Consider the following 20762-nt stretch of genomic DNA (forward strand, 5'->3'; position numbering starts at 1 on the left):
TTGATGCCCCTGCCCATGTCCAAATCCACGCGAGCGCCCCAGGCCGATGCCCGTGCCCTGGGGACCCCGACCGCCGAGCCGGTGGCCCCAGGGCCTGGCGGCGCTCGGCAGCGGCCTCGGCGCATCATCGCCGTGGGCGGTGGCAAGGGCGGCATCGGCAAGTCGATGGTGTCCGCCAACCTGGGCGTGGCGCTGGCCCAGGCGGGGCTGAACGTGCTGTTGGTGGACGCGGACCTGGGCGGCGCGAACCTGCACACGTGCCTGGGGGTGGGGCAGCCCGAGGCGACGCTGTCGGACTTCCTCAGGCGCAACAAGTCGCGGCTCGAGGACGTCATCGTCCCCACGGGGGTGCCCCGGCTGTCGCTCATCGCGGGCGCGCAGGACGCGTTGGACGCGGCGAACCTCAAGTACGCGCAGAAGCAGAAGCTGCTCAAGACGCTGATGGGCGCGTCGGCCGACTACCTCATCCTGGACCTGGGCGCGGGGACCAGCTTCAACACCATCGACTTCTTCATCCTGGCGGACCACGGGTTGTTGGTGGTGCTGCCGGAGCCGACGTCGGTGGAGAACGCGTACCGCTTCGCGAAGGCGGCGTTCTTCCGGCGGCTGCAGCAGATGGAGGCGGAGTACGGCATCCAGGACCTGGTGGACAGCGCGCTCACCACCCGGGAGGGCTCGCTGCGGACGCTGCATGACGTGCTGGCGCAGGTGCGCAACAAGGACCCGGCGGGTGCGGAGCGACTGGAGCGGGAGCTGTCCGAGTTCCGCATCCGGCTGGTGGTGAACCAGGCGCGCACGGACGCGGACCTGAATGTGGGTGCGGCGGTGGCCTCGGCGTGGAAGAAGTTCTTCGGCATCGCGATGGATGACCTGGGCGCCATCCGGTATGACGATGAGGCCTGGCGCGCGGTGCGCAAGCGGCGCCCCGTGCTCATCGAACGACCCGACGCCCCGGCCGCCCTGGCCATCCAACGTATCGCCTCACGACTGCTCGCCCTCGACGCGACCCCCGACCCTTCCTCGTCACCATGAAGCCTTTCGCGCAGCAGACCTATTACGAGCTCCTGGAGGTCCCGGTCACAGCGCCCATGGAGGAGATTCGCGCCGCGTACTCCCGACTCATGGAGCTGTATGCGCCGGACTCCATCGCGGTGTACGCGCTGGTGGAGCCGGACCAGGTGGATGCGCTCCGCGCCCGGATGACCGAGGCGATGGAGATCCTCACCGATGGCGACCTGCGCGGTGAGTATGACCGCGACCTGGGGCTGCCGGCGCCGTGGGGCACGGTGAAGGCGGCCGAGGCGCTGGCGAGCGCGGTGGCGGAGGGGAAGAAGAAGCGCGCGTCCGAGGACGAGGCTCCGGCCCTAAGCGGGCCCGAGGCGTTCCGGGCGAGCTTCGTCAGCGGCTACTCGCTGTCGTATGTGACGAGCTCCCTGCAGACCGCGCCGCTTGTCGGTGGGCTGGTGGATGTGCCCGCCTCGCTGAGCGTGGGCGCGGAGGCGCAGGCCCCGGCGGCGGAGCCGGGGCCCGTGTCGTCCAGCTCGAAGGCCGTGGGCGCCATGGAGCAGGGTGCGCCTCGGCAGGAGGGTGGCGCCTCGGTGGAGTCGGCTCCAGTTGCCGCGCCCGGGGTCGCGCAGTCGGTGGGGTCCGCTCCTGTCCCCGCTGTCCCGTCGGCGCCTGTCGCCCCGATACCGACCGAGTCCTCTCCGTCGGGGGCGTCCGTCCCCGTTGCCTCGGTCTCGACCGGGGGCTCGTCCTCGGTCCCCGCGCCTGTTGCCTCGGCACCGGCCGTGGTGGCGCCACCGGTCGAGTCTGCCCCTGTGGCCGCGCCGCCGGTCGCGTTCTCCTCGCCTGTGAGCTCGGCGCCGGTTGGGGCCGTCCCTCCCGTGGAGGCGGCCCCTGTCGTGGCTCCGGTTGCCTCGGCGCCGGCCGTGGTTGCGCCGCAGGTGGGGGCGACGCCTGTTGCCTCGGCACCGGCCGTGGTCGCGACGCCTGTTGCCTCGGCACCGGCCGTGGTCGCGCCGCCCGCGGAGCCGGCGCCCGTTGTCGCAGCACCGGCCGTGGTCGCGCCGCAGGTGGATGCGACTCCTGTTGCCTCGGCACCGGTTGTGGTCGCGCCGCAGGTGGAGGCGACTCCTGTTGCCTCGGCGCCAGCTGTGGTCGCGCCGCCGGTAGAGTCGACGCCCCCCGTCGCCTCGGCTCCGGCCGTGGTCGCGCCACAGGTGGACGCGACGCCCGCTGCCTCAACGCCCGAACCGTCGCCGGCTCACGTCGCCACGGAAAGCCCCGCTCCGGCCCCCGTCGCCGTGGCCGCGAGCCCGGACGTCCCCGCGTCGGTGCCGACCCAGCCCTCGGAGCCGGGGACGTCCATCGTCGTGGCTGGAACGCCCGCCAGGGCTCCGGAGCCCGCGCCGCCCCCCGTGACGCGTCCGGTCGGACCGACGGCGCCGCCGCCCGTGGCCCCCTCGCAGAACCGTGTTCAGACGGGGCGGCAGTTGAGCGAGGCGCAGGTGCTCGCCCAGGACTCGGCCATCGCCACGGCGGAGGCCGCGCTGGCGCAGGTCGCCGCCAGGACTCGCGAGCCCCGTCCCCGTCTGCCGGACATCCCCGCCGACGCCGAGTTCAACGGCGAGCTGCTGCGCCGCGTCCGCGAGACGCGGGGCTACACGCTCCAGCAGGTCGCCGACCGCACCCGCATCTCCTCGCGCCACCTGGAGAACGTGGAGGCGGACCGCTACACGGCGCTGCCCGCGCAGGTCTACCTCCGGGGCATCCTCATGAACCTCGCCCGCGAGCTGGGGTTGGATCCGCTCCGGGTGTCCAGGAGCTACCTGGCCTTGGCTTCTGAGAAGTCAGGCAAGAAATGACGCCGCCCTGGAGGGGTGCCGACTTTTGCTCGTACCACAAGGAAAGTTGACTCCCCTCCGAGCGGTGCCTATGTAGGAAAGACGATGACGGACGAGGAAAAGATCAAGGCGATGCGGCTCGCCCGTGCGATTGCCTCGGATATCTCGCTCTACAACGAGCAGAAGATCATCAAGGGTATCGAGCAGGACAACCTCTTCGAGGTCCTCAAGGAGGAGCTGGAGGAGGGCCGAGAGCTCTACAAGAGCCGCGTCAGCCAGGAAGTCTTCACCACGGCGAACTTCTTCGAGCGCGCCATCAACGACATCGTCCTGCGCTCCAAGGCGCACGTGAAGTCGAAGATCTGGTAGTCCGCCCCCCGTGGCAGCGCCCGACACGCGAGAGCATCGCGCCCCGCCGGAAGCCCGCGGAGAGCGCATCGACCAGTATCTCGCGGGCGTCTTCACCGACCTGACCCGCTCCCGCATCCGGGGACTCATCGACGACGGGCACGTGCTCGTCGCCGGCAAGCCCGTGAAGGCGGCGATGCGGCTGCGCGGTGGCGACACGCTCACCCTCCATGTCCCGCCGCCCGTGGCCGCCCTTCCGGAGGCCGAGGAGCTGCCGCTGTCCCTGCTCCACGAGGACAAGGACCTCGTGGTGGTGGACAAGGCCGCGGGCATGGTGGTGCACCCCGGCGCGGGCCACGCCTCCGGCACCCTGGTCAACGCGCTCCTGCACCGCGTGAAGGACCTGGCCGGCGTCGGCGGCGAGCTGCGCCCGGGCATCGTCCACCGGCTCGACAAGGACACCACCGGCTGCCTCGTGGTGGCCAAGAACGAGCAGGCCCTCGTCGCGCTCCAGAAGTCCTTCAAGGGGCGCGAGGTCTCCAAGACGTACCTGGCCCTCGTGCACGGCGTCCCCCCGGCGGAAGGCCGCATCGAGACGCTCTACGGCCGCCACCCCGTGCACCGCCAGCGCTTCACCGGCAAGGTGCGCGAGGGCAAGCCCGCCATCACCCTGTTCCGCGTGCTCCAGGCCTTCGACGGCGCGGCCCTGGTGGAGGTGGACCTGCTCACCGGCCGCACGCACCAGATCCGCGTGCACCTGGCCGAGTCGGGCCACCCGCTGCTGGGAGACACCCTCTACGGCGCGGCCGCAAGCCCAAGGGCGAGGCCGCCGCCGCGCAGGAGCGCCTGGGACGTCAGGCCCTGCACGCGTGGAAGCTGGCCTTCGCGCACCCGCGCACGGGCAAGGCGCTGTCGCTGGAGGCGCCGATTCCGGAGGACTTCGCCGCGGCGCTCACGCTGCTCGGAGGCCCGGAAGCGCCCCCGGTGGCGGAGGCGAAGCAGAAGGCCCCCGCTCGCAAGAAGGCGGCGACGAAGAAGCGCGCGGCTACAGCCCGGAAACGCTGAGCGACTGCTGGCGCTTGCTCAGCACCTTCACCGGCTGGATGGCCATGACGCGCATGAAGACCTCGAGCAGCTCGGGGTCGAACTTGTTGCGCATCTCCGTCCACATCAGCATCAAGGCCACTTCCGGTCCGTAGGCATCCCGGTACGGGCGCTTGGACGTGAGCGCGTCGTACGCGTCGCAGATGGCGATGATCTTCGCGTATGCCCCCAGGTTCGTCTTGGGGATGATCATCTGGATGTTGCCGCGTGAGTCGCGCACCGCGGTGCCGAAGTCCGTCTTGTGCTCGAACGTCGTCACCACGCGCAGCAGCGTGGAGCGGCTGAAGCCCTTCTCCATGAGGATGTTGCGCACGGAGATGAGCGGCGCGCGCTGCACCGCCACGCGCTCCTCGGGCGTGAGCGCCCCGCGCTTGGTGGCCAGCTCCTCCGGCAGCGTCGTCATGCCCGCGTCGTGGAACAGCGCGATGTAGCCCAAATCACGCAGCTGCGGCTTCGTCAGCCCCAGCTCCGCGCCGAAGACGATGCTCATCAGGCACACGTTGACCTGGTGGTACACGAGGTACTCGTCCTCGCGCCGCATCGTCGTCATGCCCAAAAAGTGCGTGCGCTGGTCGTAGCTGATGTCCACGAAGTCCTGCACCAGCCGCAGCGCCTTGGAGGCGTTGATGGGCTTTCCGGCGCGCACCGACTCCAGGTACTTGCTGAGGAAGAACACCGAGCGGGCGTAGACGGTCATCGCGTACTTCTTGCGATCGACCTTCTGGTCGCCCGGGTTGTTCATGTCCTTGTCCAGCTTCTCCTTGAGCTTGGAGAACTTGGCCACGCGCATGTTGAGCAGCTTGCGGCCGGACAGTCCGTCCTCCTCCGACTGGGCCGTCTGCTCCTTGCTGAAGATCCAGATGAAGTTCTTCAGCTCCGGCACCGTCACCGGCTTGGTGAGGGTGAAGCCGCCCACGTCCTTGCCGCGCATCTCGGCGAGCAGGTAGCGCTGGTTCTCGATGGAGTTGAGGTCCACCTTCACCAGCATGCCGTTCAGGTAGAACGAGTCCTTGACGCCCGCGAGCTCCAGCCGGCCTTCCTTGCCGATGATTTGATTGATGATGTCCTGGAGCTGGTGCAGCGGCTTCTGGAAGACGGCGTTCTCGGGGTCATACATCTTCACCGAGCGCACGAGCATGTAGAGGCCGGCCACCATGGCGCGCGAGAGCGACTGGAGCTTCTCGTTGTGCTCGCGCCCGAACTCGCTGGTGTTCTCGTCCTGGCTCTGGGTGATTTTCAGATTCTCGGCCATCGCTCAGTTCTCCTCCGGCAGTGCCGAGTCCCCGAACAGCGCCTTGCGTGTCTGATACATCGCCTTGCGACCCGCGGTGAGCAGCTCCACCGGCTGGTTGCGGTCCTCGACGACGGCCTGCAACATCTTGTAGCTCTGGATGGAGCACGCGCCCGCCAGCCCCGCCACGGCCAGCAGCTTGTCCTCCAGTACCCGCTTCTTGTTGAGCAGGGACGGCTTCACGGCGAGCAGCTGCTGCATGTGCGAGAGCGCGCCCGGCGTGCCCGTGGCGCCCACCGCCGCGTAGAAGGCCGTGCGCTCGTCGGGCGTCTTCTTGTCGAAGGCCGGCTCGCGGATGAGGCGCATCAGGTCCGAGTACGCCTTGTCCCGGTCGAACTCCGGCAGCATCCGCGCGGCGAGCATGCGCACCTGGGAGACGGGGTCCGCCAGGGCCTCGGCCACCAGCCGGCGCGCCTCGCCGGTGCGGCCGCGGCCGATGATGCCGAGCACCTCCAGCTTCACCACCAGGTTGGGGCTCTTGAGCACCTGGCCGAACATCTTGATGCGCTCGGGGTGGTTGCTCTTCTCCAGGATGTAGACCATGTCGCGCACCGTCTGCGGACGGTCCGACGTGAGCCGCGCCACGAAGGGCTCCGGCGTGTCCCGCGCGACGATGGCCAGCGCGTCGCAGAGCAGCGCGCGGTTCTCGGGAATCTCCAGCGTCTCCAGCACGGTGAGCAGCGGGATGACGGAGTCGCGCCCCAGGGCCTGCAGGTAGCGCGTCACGTCCTGCGGCTGCTTGGGCCGCGCGCCCTTGAGCGACTCGCCCAGGCGCATCAGCCGCTGCTCCTCGCCCATCCTGTGCAGGAAGGACTCCAGCAGCTTCTCCAGCGACTGTCCTCCGTCCTTCTGCGACAGCGCGCGCAGCTTGAGGACGATTTGATTGATGGTGCCGAAGTCGTCCTGGAGCAGGAGCATGTCGAGCAGCTGCACGAAGATCTCCTCGAGCAGCGTGCCGTCCTCCACGCCTCCTTCGACGACCTGGAACACGGCGCTCACCAGCTTGGGGAACAGCCGCGAGCCCTCCTCCTCCATCACCTCGCGCTGCAGCCGCGCCTTCAGCTCGTCCGACGCGTGGCGCCCGCCGACGACCAGGCCGCGGATCTGCTCCACGCCGTCCATCTTCGCGTCCAGGTCCTCCGCGGACACGCGCGCGAAGCGCAGGTAGTCATCCGAGTTCGTCTGCAGGCGCGAGTAGAGGTAGCCCACCACCTTGTCCACCTCGACCTGCACCTCCTCCTCGCTGGCGTTCTCCATGGAGAAGCCTTCCACCACCACGTACTCCACGTGCTCCATGCCCGCGCGCCACAGCTGCGCCAGCACGTCGTCCGCGCCGCGCTCGGGCTCGGACAGGGAGATGAGCGTGAAGGTGGTCAGCTCCTCCACCGTGAGGCCGGGGCGGAAGATGAGCTGACGGATGCCGTCGCGGTAGAACTTGTAGGGGAGCGGCGTGTCTTCCGAGAAGAGCGAGTCGTTGTGGAGCGTGAGGTTCTGCTGCTCCACCTTCAACGACAGCGGTCCGAACTTCTCCGTGTACTGGGAGATGGCCTCCAACGCCTTCGAGAGGAACTCGGGGAAGCGAGCCTCGTTGTGGCGGTACATGCCGATCTGCTTGATGCCCTTGAGGAGATGGAACGCGAACGTGCGCGCCATCTCCACCTTCTCTCGGACCTCCGGGGACTGCTCGGCGTCCGTGCTCGCGTCCTGGGTCTTTTGGGGCTGGGCCATGCGTCTGCAACTCTCCGCTCGGGCGGTATCACCAGCCTACTCCGAAATCCTCCGAAGCCCCAGCCGGCGGCGGTAGGAACTTCGGGGACTTGGAGGGAGATGGGTCTACCCCGACACGCGCGCACAGGGATTCCCGAGTAAGAGCCGGGTGCCGGGCTCCGTGGGCTCGCTCCGAAGCGGTGCGTCAGACGTGCTCGCTAGGCTTCCTTTCGAGGGGCCAGGGAACTGGCCTCCATTGGAGGAGTTCACATGCATCGTCTCTTGAAGCGCGGAGCCTCGGCCTGCTGTGTCGCGACGTTGCTGGCCGCGCCCGCGGTCCTCGCTGGTTTCACGACGGAGTCAGCCCATTGTTACAAGAACGCGGATGGCTCTGGCCGGTGCCAGGGCAGCCTCCTCGGCTTCCGCAATCACGCCGGCGCCAACACGCAGGCGCTCTTCTCACGGTCCAGCAACGCGGCGCCGTACTTCTACGCGGCGCTCACCACGGGCGCGACGACGGAGTACTTCAGCTGCACGCCCGACGCGGTGACGGGGGCTCACTGGAACAAGGCCATGAACCACGAGGGCTTCTTCTCCATCTACTGGTCGGCCGGGGGGAGCTGCTATTCGTTGTTCCTGATCAACGGCAGCCAGTACTCGAATTTCTGAGCCATCTCATGAACACCCAGGTGTTTCAGGGCTGGCTTCCGAGCCTGACCACGGCGGTGGGGTGCGCATTGGGGTGCTGGCTCGCGGTGAGCCAGGCGCAGCAGTTCCAGGAGCAGCGCGTGGAGCAGCTCACGGATGAGGTGGGGGCGCTGCGCCGGGCACTGGAGTCTCGTGCTCACGCCGCGGGGGCTGGCTTGATGGTGGGCGCGTCCTCCCCAGTGGCCTCCGGGCAGGGGCGCCTCTCCGGGGAAGAGCTGGAGGCCATGGCCCTGCGGGTGGCCACGCTGCTGAAGGCGTCAGGAGGGCCCGTCGTGGGGGCCGGTGAGCCCGAGGCGTCCGCGCCTTCCGTGCCGGAGCTGTCCTCCGAGCAGCGCGAGTCGGCAACGCGGGTGGGCACGATGGTGGACCGGGTGGTCTCCAGCGGACGCATGACTGCGCAGGACGTGCTCGAGATTCGGCGCGAGCTCGCCCACCTTCGAGGCCGTCCCGAGGCCGACGCGCTCCGCAAGCAGCTCATCGTCGCCATCAACCAGGACCGGCTCATCCCCGCTCCGGATGCCGATGGTCTTCCGTAGCTCTCGCTTCACTTCGCTTCGAGCAGTCGAACGTCACACGGCTCAGGAGTCACAACACATGAAGCAGCTCTCTTCTTCGAGGTCCCTTGTTCGCAAGGGCCTGTTGCCTGGTATTGCGCTCGCGGCCCTGGCGCTCGCTCCCGTCGCGTGGGGAGGACTCCAGTCGCAGACCCTCTTCTGCCAGAAGAACACGGATGGCTCGGGGCATTGTTTCGGCAACCTGGTCGGCTTCCGCCAGGACGCGGTGACGACCTCCTCCGCGTCCTTCCGGGATGACATGGTCGGCGGTCGCCTCTTCCAGTCCTATTTCACCCCGGCAGGGGCCACCACCCACACCATCTACAGCTGCGTGCCCGACGCGGTCGTGGGCGAGCTCTGGGAGCAGGCCCTGAGCACCCGGGGCTTCTTCCGGGTGGAGTGGGACGCGACGGGCACCTGCAAGTACCTCAGGCTCGTGAACGGCTCGCAGAACACGAACTTCTGATGACTGGAGGGACGGCGCTCCCAGCAAAGGGGAGCGCCGTCGCCTCACGGGGCTACTTGCCAGCGGGCGGCGGAGACACCGCGGCGCTGGGGCCACGCAGGGCCGAGCGCAGCAGGAACAGCGTCAGGCCGCCGAAGAAGAGCAGGCCCCAGAGGTTGGACCAGAGCGGATGCGCCAGCTCGCTCTCGCCCACCGTGTTGAGGAAGCCGCCGATGGCGCCCTCGTGGCCGAGCACGGCCGGCAGGTTGATGGCGCGCGAGCCGGCGCCGTCCGTGGCGATTTCGAGGAAGGCGATGAGCACGCCCGCGATGGAGCCGCCCGCGATGTAGCCGGAGGAGAGCAGGGTGCCCGGGGAGAAGTCGGACTCACCGCCGCGCACGCGGTCCACGAAGTAGCGCACCATGCCGCCCACGAAGAGCGGCGCGCTGCTGCTGATGGGCAGGTACACGCCCACCGCGAAGGGCAGCGAGGACACGCCGCACAGCTCCAGCATCAGCGCGATGAACACGCCCAGCAGCACCAGGTCCCACGGCAGCCGCTGCGTGAGGATGCCGTCGATGATGAGCGCGAACAGCTGCGCCTTGGGCGCCGCGTAGCGGGTGAGGGCCTGGCCCTCGTAGGTGCTGATGCGGCCGCCGATGCCCGGGTCCACCACGTACTGGATGGTGCCGGCGCCGTCGACCAGGTACTTGCCCGCGGGCACCGGCGTGTCCGCGCCGCGCACGTAGCCTTCCTTGAAGGTGCGCTGGGGGCCCTCGGTGACGGCGCCCAGGTCGGACACCTTCACCTGCGAGCCGCCCGTGGGGCTCAGCGTCACGCCGCCCACGTCCTGCGCGCCCACCTGCCGCCAGCTGCGCAGCTCCAGCGCGCCGTTCGTGTTGGCCAGCTCGTAGCCCTGCGCCCAGGCCGCCTTGCGCAGCGCCGCCTCGTCCAGGTTGCGCGACGCCAGCGCGTCCGCGGACACGCTCCAGGGGAACACGTACTGGGTGCGCGTCTCCTCGGTCAGCTCGGTGACCTGCACGTTCGGGTGCGGCTCCGGGATGGTGACGGTGGCGCCCTTGTTGAGCGTCACCAGCACCAGGCCGATGAACATGGCGCTGGTCAGCACGCCCACGAAGAGCGCCGTCTGCTGCCGCCGGGGCGTGCCGCCCACCAGGAAGGCCGTCTTCAGGTCCTGCGCGGTGGTGCCACCGTTGGACGCGGCGATGCCGACGATGGCCGCCGTGGTCAGCGCCATGAAGCGGTCATTGGAGTTCGTCCAGCCCAGCATCAGGTACACCAGGCACGTGACGAGCAGCGTGGCCACCACCATGCCGGAGATGGGGTTGGAGGAGCTGCCGATCTCCCCCGTGATTCGCGCGCTCACCGTCACGAAGAAGAAGCCGAAGACGATGATGAGCAGGGCGGAGATGAAGTTGACGTGCAGCGGGGGCGCCAGCCAGATGGTCAGCACCAGCATCAGGCTGCCCACCAGCACCACGGTGATGGGGAGGTCCTGCTCGGTGCGCAGCAGCTGCGGCGCGCCGCCGTGCGCGCGCGAGGCCTTGAGCGACTCCACGCCGCGCTTGAACGCGCCGATGATGGTGGGCAGCGACCGGATGAGGCTGATGAGGCCGCCCGTCGCCACCGCGCCCGCGCCGATGTAGAGCACGTACGCGTTGCGAATCTGGTCCGGGGACATGTCCCGGATGAGCTGCCCGTTGTGCACCAGCAGCGGCTGATCCAGCCCGCCGCCGAAGAAGGAGATGGCGGGGATGAGGATGAGGTAGCTCAGCACGCCACCGGCGAAGGTGATGGCCGCCACCCGGGGGCCGATGATGTAGCCCACGCCGAGCAGCTCCGGGCTCACCTCGGTGGAGAGCGTGGCGCTCTTGAGGCCCTTGAGCGGGGTGCTCAGCACCTCGCGGAACAGCTTCATGCCGGAGTAGGCGAACTTGTAGATGCCGCCCACCAGGAAGCCGATGATGACCGTGCGCGCGTTGGTGCCGCCCTGCTCACCGACGATGAGCACGTCCGCGCTGGCCGTGCCCTCCGGGTAGGGCAGCTTGCCGTGCTCCTGGACGATGAGGCCCTGGCGCAGCGGAATCATCATCAGCACGCCGAGCACACCGCCCAGCGCCGCCGTGAGGAACGCGTGCGTCAGGCTGATGTCGTAGCCCAACAAGAGCAGCGCCGGGAGCGCCGCCGCCACGCCGAAGGCCAGCGACTCTCCCGCCGAGCCCGTCGTCTGGACGATGGTGTTCTCCAGGATGTTCGACTTGCCCAGCGCCCGGAAGATGGCGATGGAGAGCACCGCCACCGGAATCGACGCGGACACCGTGAGGCCCACCTTGATGGCCAGGTACACGGACGAGGCGGCGAACACGATGCCCAGCACCGAGCCGAGCACCAACCCGCGGATCGTCATCTCCGTGGGGGACTGGTCGGGTGGGATGTACGGGGAGTGTTGGTGGGGCGCGTGCGATTGCGCGAGCGGAACACGCTCGTCGACGACCGGCGGGGTACCGTGGGCCAAGCGAAAGGCTCCTTACGAGGGAATCGGGCCCCTTCTAGCAGGGCCCCGCCCGGCGCGCGAAGCAATGCCCCTCAAATGGCAAGCGCCCCCACCCCGGGAGGGATGGAGGCGCTCGGGGGGGCCCCCGTGGAACCGGGGCCGACCTGCCGCGTCAGGCGGGGACTACTGCTGCAGCGCCGCCGCGTCCGGGTCCACCTCGGCCATCAGCGCGGCCAGCTCCGCCTTGAGCTTGTCCTTGGCGCGGATCTCGAGCTGGCGGGCGCGCTCGCGCGAGAAGCCGAAGTGCTCGCCCAGCTCCTTGAGCGTCATGGGGCGCTCGTTCATCACGCGCTGCTCGATGATGAAGCGCTCGCGCGGGTCCAGGCGCATCAGCGCGGTGCGGACGCGGGCGTTGATGAGGCCCGCCTCCTCCTTGTCGGCGAACTCGTCGTCCTGCGGGGCCGCGGCGCTGACCACGAAGTCCACGTGGCTGTTGCCGCCGTCCTCGCCCATGGGCGCGTCGAGCGAGAGGTCCCGCCCGCCCATGCGCTGCTCCATCTCCCGCACCTCGCCGGGCTTCACGTGCAGCCGGCGGGCAATCTCCTCCACGTTGACCACGGCCTCGCCGTTGCCGAACTTCTCCAGCTCACGGCGCGTGCGCGCCAGGCTGAAGAACAGCTTCCGCTGCGCCTGGGTGGTGCCGAGCTTCACCAGCGACCAGCTCTTGAGGATGTAGTTCTGGATGTACGCGCGAATCCACCACACCGCGTAGGAGATGAGGCGGATGCCCTTGTCCGGGTCGAACTTCTGCACGGCCTTCATCAGGCCGATGTTCCCCTCCTGGATGAGGTCCGACATCTTGATGCCGTAGGAGCGGTACTCATAGGCGACCTTGACCACGAAGCGCAGGTTGCTCGTGACGAGCCGGTGGCCCGCGGCCAGGTCTCCCTGGATGAAGCTGCGCGCCAGCGCCTGCTCCTCCTCCACGGTGAGGAGGTTGTAGTGGTTGATCTCCGAGAGGTACATCGCCAGGGAGCCGGAGTTGGACGACTGCTCGGTGGACGCCTGCATGGATGGTTTCTCCCGACGTGGGGCCTCGTGGAGGCCGCTAGGTTTTTTCGGACCGCTTGACGACTGAACGAGGGCTGTCATGAGCAACCCGGATGCCAGCGCCACCCACACCACCTTCCCCTGTGTCTGCGGGGGGTTGGCGGAACCGTCGCTCATGTACAAAGAAGGAGGGCTGTAACCGTTACGGCCGACCTGGGAACTCGCCGGGACTTCGCGGCTGTAGAATGTGCCCGTCTGTGCACGTGACGCCTCCAGGGAGGAGCACCTGGGCCCTGTCGAGGAGCCGAGGTGCCGAGCGAGCGCGGAAGCTCCCTTGCCCGCCTGGCAGGTGAGCGCCCTTGGACGAGAGGGCCGCGCACGGCGCCTTTCGCCTTCCCGTGGATGAACGGCTAACGACTCCGGCGGCCGCTGTCCGGCGCGATTTTCCGCGCCCGGGGGGACGCCCGGAGGGCCACCCGCCACGCGAGCCCATGGCGCCCGAGGCGGGCAGGGCGGTGAGGCTCAGCCGCGCCGGGCGCGACGTCCCCGGCGGGAATCCCTGGGGTCTGCCGCCGTGCCGGGGCTCGCCGTTCGAGGCGGGCGCGTGCCGGTGCGCACTCCCTCAGGAGGCGCGGGCGCGCCGCTCATCCGTACGGGCCCGCAGCTGGGCCTCCATGCGGACGAAGTCGGAGACGGCGCTCTTCAAGGCGCGCAGCAGCGTGTCTGCTTCGCCCTGTCGCAGCGGACGCCCGCCGAAGCGGGCCTCCAGGTAGCGCCGGGTGATGGGCGCGAGCGCGGGCGCCAGCGCGTGGCCGTCCGAGGCCATCCGCGCGTGCAGCTCCTCCAGCGTCTCGTCGTCACCCCGCGCGATGCCCGCCGAGGCGAGCTGTGCCTCCACCGCGTCCACGAAGCGCGTGGCCTCCAGCGGACGAGGCCGTCCCGACAGCCGCTCCACGAGCCGCCACCCGGCATAGACGAGCATGCCCACCACCAGCGCCGCGCCCCAGGCCCGCGCGGGGGGCAGCTGGCTGCGCTCGTTCTTCTCGGAGCCCTTGGGCGGACGCACCAGCGCGCGCGCCACGTCCACCTGGTCCCGGAACGAGTAGTCGACGACGGAGTTGCGCCACCGCGACTCGATGGCCTCGTACAACCCCAGCAGCCGCTGCATCCACTTCGAGCCCTGGCCCGGACGATTGGCCGGCGGCGTCGCGTCCACGGTGACGAAGCCGCGCTCGGGCACCAGCACGTGCGTCCACGCGTGGGCGTCACCGGCGCGCAGGATGTAGCCCTCGTTCACCCGCTCGCCGCCGAAGAAGCCCGTGGCCAGCCGGGCCCGGATGCCCTGGGTGCGCAGCATCAACGTGAGCGCGGTGGCGAAGTGCTCGCAGTGCCCGGCCTTGCGCTCGAAGAGGAAGTCCGCCAGCGGGTCATCCCGCTCGCCGGCCTGCTCCAACGTGTACGAGTGCTCGCGCTGCAGCCACGCTGCCAGCTTCTGCGCGGCGGCCATCGGCTCGCGCTCGCCGTCGAGCACCCGCGCCGCCGTCTGGGCCACGCGTGGGTCGATGTTCTCCGGCAGCGCCAGCAGCGCGTCCTGCTCCACCGGGGGCAGCTTGCGGAACCGGTCGCCACTGCCACCCGGCGGCAGGCTGTACGCCTCATAGGAGTAGGAGATGCCCGGCTCCAGGAAGCGCGCCTCGCCGCCGGACAGCTCCTGGAGCGAGGTGCGCCGGCCGCCCGTGCTCGTGTTCGCCACCGCGTTGCCCAGCCGCGACGGCGTCTCGAGCGCGATGAGCGTGCGACCGCCGTAGGCCGGCAGCAGCTCCACGCGCTGGTGCACCAGGTTGTCGCCGCCCGGACGCAGCGTCAGCAGCGGCTCGCGCTCCTTGCGCACGCCGCCCGCGTTCGTCCACTCCAGCCCGTCGAAGATGTCGTAGGTGCGGCCCACCCAGTACGCGCCGAGCGCATCCACGCCCGGGTCCGGGTTCAGCGTCGCCCGCAGCACGACGCGCGGGTTGTCCTTGATGGTCCCCGTGCCGCCCAGCCGCACCGTGTTGGAGAAGCCCGTCGTCGCGGGGCCGATGCCCGGCGACGCGCGAGGCCCCGTCATGTTCCAGTTGAGGCGGGGGAAGAGGATGAAGAAGGCCACCGCGCCGGCCACCGCGAAGCTGACGCCCGTGCTCAGGGGGCGCAGCACCTGGCGCACCGGGATGGGCTCACCCTCGGGCACCGCCGACTCCACCACGCCCAGCGCCAGCGAGACGCTGGACAGCACGCTGAAGGCGACCAGGAACAGGCCGTAGACCAGCTCACCGGACAGCGCCGCGCCGCCCGCCACCATCAACAGGCCGGACAGGTGCACCTGTCCATCCGTGGCCGGGTCCGGCGTGGACAGCAGCCGGTGCGCGGAGATGAGGCCCGCGAAGGCACACGCGGCCACCACCAGGTTGAGCGAGCCCGCCGTGACATTGACGGCCAGCACCGCCGCCACGCCCAACAGCAACAGTGCGGTGAGCTTCGCGCGCCGGGCGAACAGCCGCTTGCCCAGGAGCGCCGCCACCAGCGAGAAGCCATAGAGGCCCAGCGTCCACAGCGGCAGCTGGCCGGACACGGCCATCGACCCGAACGCGCAGCCGGAGGCCACGTCGCGCAGCACCAGTCGCAGTCGTGAGCCGCGCGTCATGCCTCCGCCTCCTCGTCCCGCGGCCGCTCGAAGCCCAGCCACGCCAGGGCCCTGAGGATGCGCCGCTCCTGCGCCGCGCCCGTGCCCGCGCGCAGCCGCTCCTCCGCGGTGTGGAGGCCCACCTCATGGCCGTCCTCGAGCAGCCGGTGGGCCAGCGCCGCGACCTCCTCGCAGCGCCGCTCCAGCGCCTCGCCCTCCAGGCCCGGCTCGATGGACAGCATCCACGTGCGGCGCTCCTCGCGCTCGCGCTCCACGCGCAGGAGCTTCCCCATCGACGCGCTCTTGAGCCAGTGGATGCGGCGCGCGTCCTCGCCCTCGGCCAGCTCGCGCAGGCCCGTCATGTCGCCGCTGCCGTCGTTGCGGCGCGGGTTGCCCGCGTCCCCCACCGGCCCTCGCTCGGCGTCGCCCGGGTCCATGCAGGCATAGCCGCGCTTGGGATAGACGAGCAGCAGGCCGTCGAGGGAGAGCACGCGCGTCTTGGCGAACAGCCCCAGGGGCCACGTCGTCGTCACCTGCACGCCCGTCAGCCGCACCGGCCCGCGGCGGGGCGCGACCAGGTCCGCGCGGACGATGTGCTCCACGCCGGAGGGCAGGTAGCCCACGCCGCCCGCGCCCGTCAGCGGCGAGTCCGCCTCCGCGAGCGCCAGGGCGAAGGCCTGCCCCTGCTTGCGCGACACGGCCCAGCGGAAGGCGAAGGGCTCACCCGCGAAGGCCGCGTCCGTGCCCACCCGGCGCACCGACAGGTCCCGGATGCACCGCTCCGACAGCACGCCGGACACCACCACCATGCTCAGCAGCAGGCCCAACAGCAGATAGAGCAGGTTGTTGCCCGTGTTGAGCGCGCCCAGCCCCACGCCGAACGTCACCACCAGGTACGTGCGGCCGATGCGCGTCACCCGGAGGGTCCGCGGCGGACGGAGCCTGGCGCGAAGCCGCGCCCAGCGCTGCTTCCACGTGGACTTCACCGCGGCGCCGGGACCTTTCGGACCAGCTCCTCCAACAGGTGCGCCGCCTCGTCCCGCGCCGCCACGCCCTGCACGGCGCTGCGCAGCAGCACGCGGTGCGCCCAGCACGGCACCAGCACCGCCCGCACGTCCCCGGGCGTCACGAAGTCCCGGGCCTCCCAGAGGGCCTGCGTGCGGGCCGCCGCGCCCAGCGCCAGCACCGCGCGCGTGGAGGCGCCTCGCTCGATGTCGCCGTGCTCCCGCGTCGCCCGCGCCAGCCGCACCACGTACTCCGCCACGGACGCGTCCAGCCGCTGCTCCGCGGACAGCGCGCGCAGGGCCGCCAGCTCCTCGGGGCTGGAGACGCCCTTGACGGCCTCCAGGGGCGGCGTGCGGCCCCGCGTGGCCAGCAGCCGCGCCTCCACGTCGGCGGCGGGGTGCCCCAGGGACAGGCGCACCATGAAGCGGTCCAGCTGCGAGTCCGGCAGCGGGTAGGTGCCGGAGAAGTCCACCGGGTTCTGCGTGGCCACCACCGTGAAGGGGGAGGGCAGGGCGTGCGTGCTCCCGTCGAGCGACACCTGGCCCTGCGCCATGGCCTCCAGCAGCGCGGACTGCGTGCGCGGCGGGGCGCGGTTGAGCTCGTCCGCGAGCACCAGCTGACGGAAGAGGGGACCGGGACGGAACTGGAAGGTGGCCGTCTGCGCGTGGAAGACCTGGGCGCCGAGGATGTCGGCGGGCATCAGGTCCGCGGTGAACTGCACGCGCGCGAAGCTCAGCCCACAGGCCCGGGCCAGGGCCTCCGCGAGCGTCGTCTTGCCGACACCCGGCACGTCCTCCAGCAACAGGTGCCCACCGGAGACCAGGCACGTCGTCACCAGGCGCGCCTGGGCCTCCTTGCCCTCGACGGCGCGACCGAGCTCGGCGGCGATTCTCTCCATCGCCGGGCGCGCGGAGGCGGGGGACGGTACGTCGGCGGCGAGGACGCGGGCGGGCTGGGTCATCCGCCGTCACTCTAGCCGACTCCCCCGGGGGCCGGCACCGCCAACTCCAGGGCACCCTCCAGGGGCGCCCGCCTGCTCGGCCTCCCTCGACTAGAGGGAGAGCACGTCCTCGGGTGTGTAGTACGGACGCTGCACCACCACGCCCGTCGTCACGCCGAAGTAACGGAACATCCGCTCGTGGTGCGACGCCAGCCCGCGCAGCTTCACCGAGTTCGCCAGGTTGCGCGTCAGCACCCCCACCGCGCTGTCCTTGAACTCCCGCAGGTGGGTGAAGTCCACCACCACGTCCTGGCCCTGCAACGTGTCCAGCGACGTCTGCACCTCCTGCGCCGTCTTGCCGTCCAGAACCCCTTCCAGACGCAGGGTGATGCGACCTGCGACGTCCTCACGGTGGATCTGCAAACCCGCCATTGCTGTGCTCTCCCAATCGATGCGTGTGCGCGCTGTGCCGAAGTCTCGGGCACGGCGGCAGGAGCACATTCCGGGCCAATGTCGCACCCGGAAAACCCATGGAATATCCATGGGGTGCACTGCCAGGCGCGAACACTGCCTGGAGATGGGAAGGAATTTCAGCCGCCGGGATGCAACATCTACACGACTGTCAGATGGCGGGCGTCCTGGTTGTCGCCTGCCGATCAACCCTGCCGGTCAATCGTCTTCTGCTGATCTCGCAGGGTCAGCTCGCGCTCCTGCTGGGCCTTCAGCTTGCGGAACTCCTTCACCACCTTGGTGGGGTAGCCCGCCATGAACTTCGTGCGCGCGTCCTTCTTGGCGAGGATGCGCCGGGCCAGCCCCGGGCCCGCGTTGTAGGCGACCAGCGCCTTCTCCACGGAGCCGAAGCGGTTGATGAGGTCCGCCAGGTAGGCCGTGCCCAGCGTCACGTTCGTCTCCGCGTCGAACAGGTTGGTGGAGCGGCCCAGCCGGAAGCCGGCCTTGTCCGCCAGCCACGTGCCCGTGTCCGGCATCACCTGCATCAGGCCCATGGCGCCCACGTGGGACACCGCGTAGTTGTTGAACGAACTCTCGCAGCGGATGACCGCCACCACCAGCAGCGGGTCCACGTTGTTGCGCTGCGCCTCGCGGACGATGGCCACCGCCAGCCGGCGCTGCTGGTGCACCGGCAGCCCCGACGCCTTCACCATCTCCACCACGCCCAGGCGCTCGGCCTGCGCGAACATCGCCTCATCCTCGTACTTCTCCAGCTTCGCCAGCGCCGCCTTCAGCTCCCGCTCCCGCTGCTCCAGCGAGGCGCGCAGGTACATCACCTCCGCGGGCTCCCCCTGGGGCCCCGTGGGCACCTGCACCGGAAACGCGTACGCCCCCGCGCTCAACAGCATCGCCGCCGCCGTCACCGCCACCGTCCAGCCCCTCATCCCACCCTCCCCGGCAACCCCATGCCCACAAGCCCACGGAAGTCGCGCTCAGTCACCCCGACTCCGACGAGGAGGCACCCAAGCAGGCGCCGTGCCAGGGCCCAGGGTGCCCCTTGCGCGCGGGTATCTCCTTTAGATCTCTTGGAACACCGAGTTCCTGGTGGGCACGCGGGCTTCTCGGGCGTCGGAAAAAATGCCCGGACAGGGAACTTTGCTTCCTGTGAAAAGCACTGGGTTGCCGGTGGGCAACCGCGTTCCTACCTTGGGCCGCTCCGGGATGGGGATACGGGGGAGGTGCCGACGTGTACTGGACCATGGGGATGATCCTGCTCGTGCTGTGGGGCACGGGACTGACGGTGGGCTCCACGGAGGGCTACTGGGTCCACCTGTTGCTGCTGTTCGCGCTGCTCACGTTCGTGTTGGGCGTGGTGTCGCGGGGCCGGAGGACGGCGGTGTCATGAGCGCGGTCCGAGGTCCCAGGGCGGACGGGGTGGAGCTGCCCCGGGACACCGCGGGCTTCACCCGCCGCGAGTGTCCCAGCTGCATGCGCGCGTTCAAGACGCGCCCCGGCCCGCATGACGCCCGTGCGCTGCTGCACAAGCTGCAGGCCTTCTTCACGCTGGAGAACGCGCACGAGGGCGAGGAGGGGCTGCCGGTGTGGCGCTGTCCCTACTGCGGCCACCGCGCGGAGGCGGATGGCTTCCTCACGCCCGCGCAGCAGACGCATCTGGAGTCGGTGGCGCGCGCGTGGGCCAACCACGTCCGCTACGAGCAGCTGGCGCACGTCTCGCGCACGCTGTCGCTCAACCCCCGGCCCACCTTCGTCGCCGTGGAGCCCGAGTCGATGCCGGGCCCCATGGACCCGGAGCCGGATGAGCTCCTGCGTGTGATCCCCATGCTCTGCTGCGGCGAGGACGTGAAGCTCCTGTGGGAGTGGGATCAGCTCATCTTCTGCCCCCGCTGCGGCGCCCGTCACGGCGGGCTGAGCGGCCGGCAGCAGATCCAGCTCGAGGTCATCCAGGAATAGGGCGGGGTGGACTCGGGCGCCGCCCGGCGGCAGGCTCGCGCGCCATGAAGAGGTTCCCCTGGTGGGGGCTCCTGGCGGGCCTGCTGTTGAGCGCGCACGCCGCCTCCGCCCACGACGCAGACATCCTCTACACCCAGGTGCGTCGCACGCCGGACGCCCGCGCGTCCGAGGTCCGCCAGGTCCTCACCCTGACGGCCGCGACGCTCGGGCGGCTGATCCCGGCGGGCGTGGACGTGGACTCGGATGGTGCCCTGTCGCAGGCGGAGCTGGACGCGCGCCCCGATGTCCTCTCGAGCGGCGTGTGGGACGTGCTGCCGCTCACCGCGGGCGGCGCTCCTTGCGCGCGCACGGCCCAGGCGGCGCGGGCGCGGGCCACGTTCGTCGAGCTGACGGCCACCTTCACCTGTCCCGAGGGACGGCTGCGCCAGCGCTACGGGGTGTTGTCCGTGCTGCCCTCGGGCTACCGGGTCATCCTGGGCAGCGTGGGGGAGGGCGGGGCGCCGGGCGCGCTGTTCGCGGAGGCGGGCCAGCCCTCGCTCGACATCCCCGACCCCGGGGAGGTGTCCTCGTCCGCCATCGGAGGTTTCCTCGGCTGGGTGGGGCTGGGCATGCGCCACATCGTCGAGGGCGTGGACCACCTGGCGTTCCTGCTGGCCGTGCTGCTGGTGGGCGGCGGGTTCAAGCGCGTGCTGCTGCTGGTGACGTCGTTCACCGTGGCGCACTCGCTGACCCTGGGGGCCACGGCGCTCGGCTGGGTGGTGCTGGATGGCGAGCGGGCGCGGTGGGTGGAGGCCGCCATCGCGCTGTCCATCATCTACGTCGCGGTGGAGAACCTGGTGCTGCGCGAGCACCGTCACCGCGCGCTCGTCACGTTCCTCTTCGGGATGGTGCACGGCTTCGGCTTCGCGAGCGTGCTGGCGGGCTATGGCCTGGGAGACTCCGTGGTGAAGGGGCTGCTCGGCTTCAACCTGGGCGTGGAACTGGGCCAGGCGCTCGTGGTCGCCGTGCTGCTGCCGCCCCTGCGGATGCTCCAGCGCCGGCCGCGCGCGCACCTGGGGACCGTCCGCGTGTTGTCCGTGGGCATCCTCGCGGCTGGTGGGTACTGGATGGTCCAGCGCGCACTCGGTTGAATCCCGCGGACCCCGTCCCTACGTTGGCCTCGAAGAGGG

General features: G+C 70.2%; 18 protein-coding genes and 1 pseudogene. 10 read left to right on the forward strand and 9 right to left on the reverse strand.

Annotation, left to right across the window (positions count from 1 at the left end; all coding sequences use genetic code 11):
- The first annotated feature begins 81 nt into the window (after positions 1 to 81).
- The 4 genes and pseudogenes from OWM54_RS39490 to OWM54_RS39505 all read left to right on the forward strand — a co-directional run bounded on the left by OWM54_RS39490 (position 82) and on the right by OWM54_RS39505 (position 4259).
- On the forward strand, positions 82 to 1032 hold the full coding sequence (locus tag OWM54_RS39490; protein ID WP_046718094.1) for a P-loop NTPase: 951 nt from the start codon (positions 82 to 84) through the stop codon (positions 1030 to 1032).
- A complete protein-coding gene (locus tag OWM54_RS39495) occupies positions 1029 to 2867 on the forward strand; it encodes a helix-turn-helix domain-containing protein (protein ID WP_267700673.1) in 1839 nt (612 codons plus the stop codon). Before OWM54_RS39490 ends, OWM54_RS39495 begins: the two co-directional genes overlap by 4 nt.
- 84 nt (positions 2868 to 2951) lie before the next feature.
- The gene (locus OWM54_RS39500) at positions 2952 to 3215 is read left to right on the forward strand and encodes a hypothetical protein (protein ID WP_046714254.1); all 264 of its coding nucleotides are present in this window, start codon (positions 2952 to 2954) and stop codon (positions 3213 to 3215) included.
- A gap of 10 nt (positions 3216 to 3225) precedes the next feature.
- Positions 3226 to 4259 (forward strand): annotated as a pseudogene (locus OWM54_RS39505) (RluA family pseudouridine synthase).
- Here the strand turns inward: OWM54_RS39505 and OWM54_RS39510 are convergent.
- Together OWM54_RS39510 and OWM54_RS39515 are read right to left on the reverse strand one after the other, a co-directional pair.
- Positions 4240 to 5550, reverse strand: a complete 1311-nt coding sequence (locus tag OWM54_RS39510) for an HD-GYP domain-containing protein (protein ID WP_223747283.1) — start codon at positions 5548 to 5550, stop codon at positions 4240 to 4242. The pseudogene OWM54_RS39505 and the gene OWM54_RS39510 sit on opposite strands and share 20 nt — an antisense overlap.
- 3 nt (positions 5551 to 5553) lie before the next feature.
- Positions 5554 to 7317, reverse strand: coding sequence for a HEAT repeat domain-containing protein (locus OWM54_RS39515; protein WP_223747284.1), 1764 nt, complete (start codon positions 7315 to 7317; stop codon positions 5554 to 5556).
- A 249-nt stretch (positions 7318 to 7566) separates the two neighbouring features.
- On the opposite strand from OWM54_RS39515, the gene OWM54_RS39520 reads away from it, so the two are divergent.
- Genes OWM54_RS39520 through OWM54_RS39530 form a run of 3 tightly spaced genes read left to right on the forward strand, consistent with a single transcriptional unit; the run spans position 7567 to position 9024 of the window.
- Positions 7567 to 7965 (forward strand): hypothetical protein, encoded by a 399-nt coding sequence (locus OWM54_RS39520; protein WP_223747285.1) that lies wholly within the window; start codon positions 7567 to 7569, stop codon positions 7963 to 7965.
- Between the two features lie 8 nt (positions 7966 to 7973).
- On the forward strand, positions 7974 to 8540 hold the full coding sequence (locus tag OWM54_RS39525; RefSeq protein WP_223747286.1) for a hypothetical protein: 567 nt from the start codon (positions 7974 to 7976) through the stop codon (positions 8538 to 8540).
- A gap of 58 nt (positions 8541 to 8598) precedes the next feature.
- Positions 8599 to 9024, forward strand: a complete 426-nt coding sequence (locus tag OWM54_RS39530) for a hypothetical protein (protein ID WP_223747287.1) — start codon at positions 8599 to 8601, stop codon at positions 9022 to 9024.
- Between the two features lie 52 nt (positions 9025 to 9076).
- Here OWM54_RS39530 and OWM54_RS39535 read toward each other — a convergent pair whose 3' ends face one another.
- The 7 genes from OWM54_RS39535 to OWM54_RS39565 all read right to left on the reverse strand — a co-directional run bounded on the left by OWM54_RS39535 (position 9077) and on the right by OWM54_RS39565 (position 18566).
- Positions 9077 to 11539: an OPT family oligopeptide transporter gene (locus tag OWM54_RS39535; protein WP_267700674.1), complete on the reverse strand. Its 2463-nt coding sequence runs from the start codon at positions 11537 to 11539 to the stop codon at positions 9077 to 9079.
- 162 nt (positions 11540 to 11701) lie between these two features.
- Positions 11702 to 12589 (reverse strand): RNA polymerase factor sigma-32, encoded by an 888-nt coding sequence (locus OWM54_RS39540; RefSeq protein ID WP_141329544.1) that lies wholly within the window; start codon positions 12587 to 12589, stop codon positions 11702 to 11704.
- A gap of 601 nt (positions 12590 to 13190) precedes the next feature.
- A complete protein-coding gene (locus OWM54_RS39545; RefSeq protein ID WP_223747289.1) occupies positions 13191 to 15248 on the reverse strand; it encodes a transglutaminase TgpA family protein in 2058 nt (685 codons plus the stop codon).
- The gene (locus OWM54_RS39550) at positions 15245 to 16213 is read right to left on the reverse strand and encodes a DUF58 domain-containing protein (protein ID WP_267700675.1); all 969 of its coding nucleotides are present in this window, start codon (positions 16211 to 16213) and stop codon (positions 15245 to 15247) included. The genes OWM54_RS39545 and OWM54_RS39550 overlap by 4 nt, the downstream gene beginning before the upstream one ends.
- A complete protein-coding gene (locus OWM54_RS39555) occupies positions 16210 to 17193 on the reverse strand; it encodes an AAA family ATPase (RefSeq protein WP_223747291.1) in 984 nt (327 codons plus the stop codon). The genes OWM54_RS39550 and OWM54_RS39555 overlap by 4 nt, the downstream gene beginning before the upstream one ends.
- Before the next feature lie 90 nt (positions 17194 to 17283).
- A complete protein-coding gene (locus OWM54_RS39560; RefSeq protein ID WP_223747292.1) occupies positions 17284 to 17604 on the reverse strand; it encodes an STAS domain-containing protein in 321 nt (106 codons plus the stop codon).
- A 224-nt stretch (positions 17605 to 17828) separates the two neighbouring features.
- Complete coding sequence (locus OWM54_RS39565; protein ID WP_267700676.1) at positions 17829 to 18566, reverse strand: lytic transglycosylase domain-containing protein; 738 nt, start codon at positions 18564 to 18566, stop codon at positions 17829 to 17831.
- Positions 18567 to 18868: 302 nt separating this feature from the next.
- On the opposite strand from OWM54_RS39565, the gene OWM54_RS39570 reads away from it, so the two are divergent.
- From OWM54_RS39570 to OWM54_RS39580, 3 genes are read left to right on the forward strand one after another with little or no spacing between them, the layout of a single operon-like run.
- Positions 18869 to 19027 (forward strand): lmo0937 family membrane protein, encoded by a 159-nt coding sequence (locus OWM54_RS39570; protein WP_141323900.1) that lies wholly within the window; start codon positions 18869 to 18871, stop codon positions 19025 to 19027.
- Positions 19024 to 19593, forward strand: a complete 570-nt coding sequence (locus tag OWM54_RS39575; RefSeq protein ID WP_046714240.1) for a hypothetical protein — start codon at positions 19024 to 19026, stop codon at positions 19591 to 19593. Before OWM54_RS39570 ends, OWM54_RS39575 begins: the two co-directional genes overlap by 4 nt.
- Positions 19594 to 19637: 44 nt before the next feature.
- The gene (locus tag OWM54_RS39580; protein ID WP_267700677.1) at positions 19638 to 20723 is read left to right on the forward strand and encodes a HupE/UreJ family protein; all 1086 of its coding nucleotides are present in this window, start codon (positions 19638 to 19640) and stop codon (positions 20721 to 20723) included.
- Positions 20724 to 20762 lie beyond the last annotated feature (39 nt).

The organism is Myxococcus sp. MISCRS1 (assembly GCF_026626605.1).
GTDB lineage: Bacteria > Myxococcota > Myxococcia > Myxococcales > Myxococcaceae > Myxococcus > Myxococcus fulvus.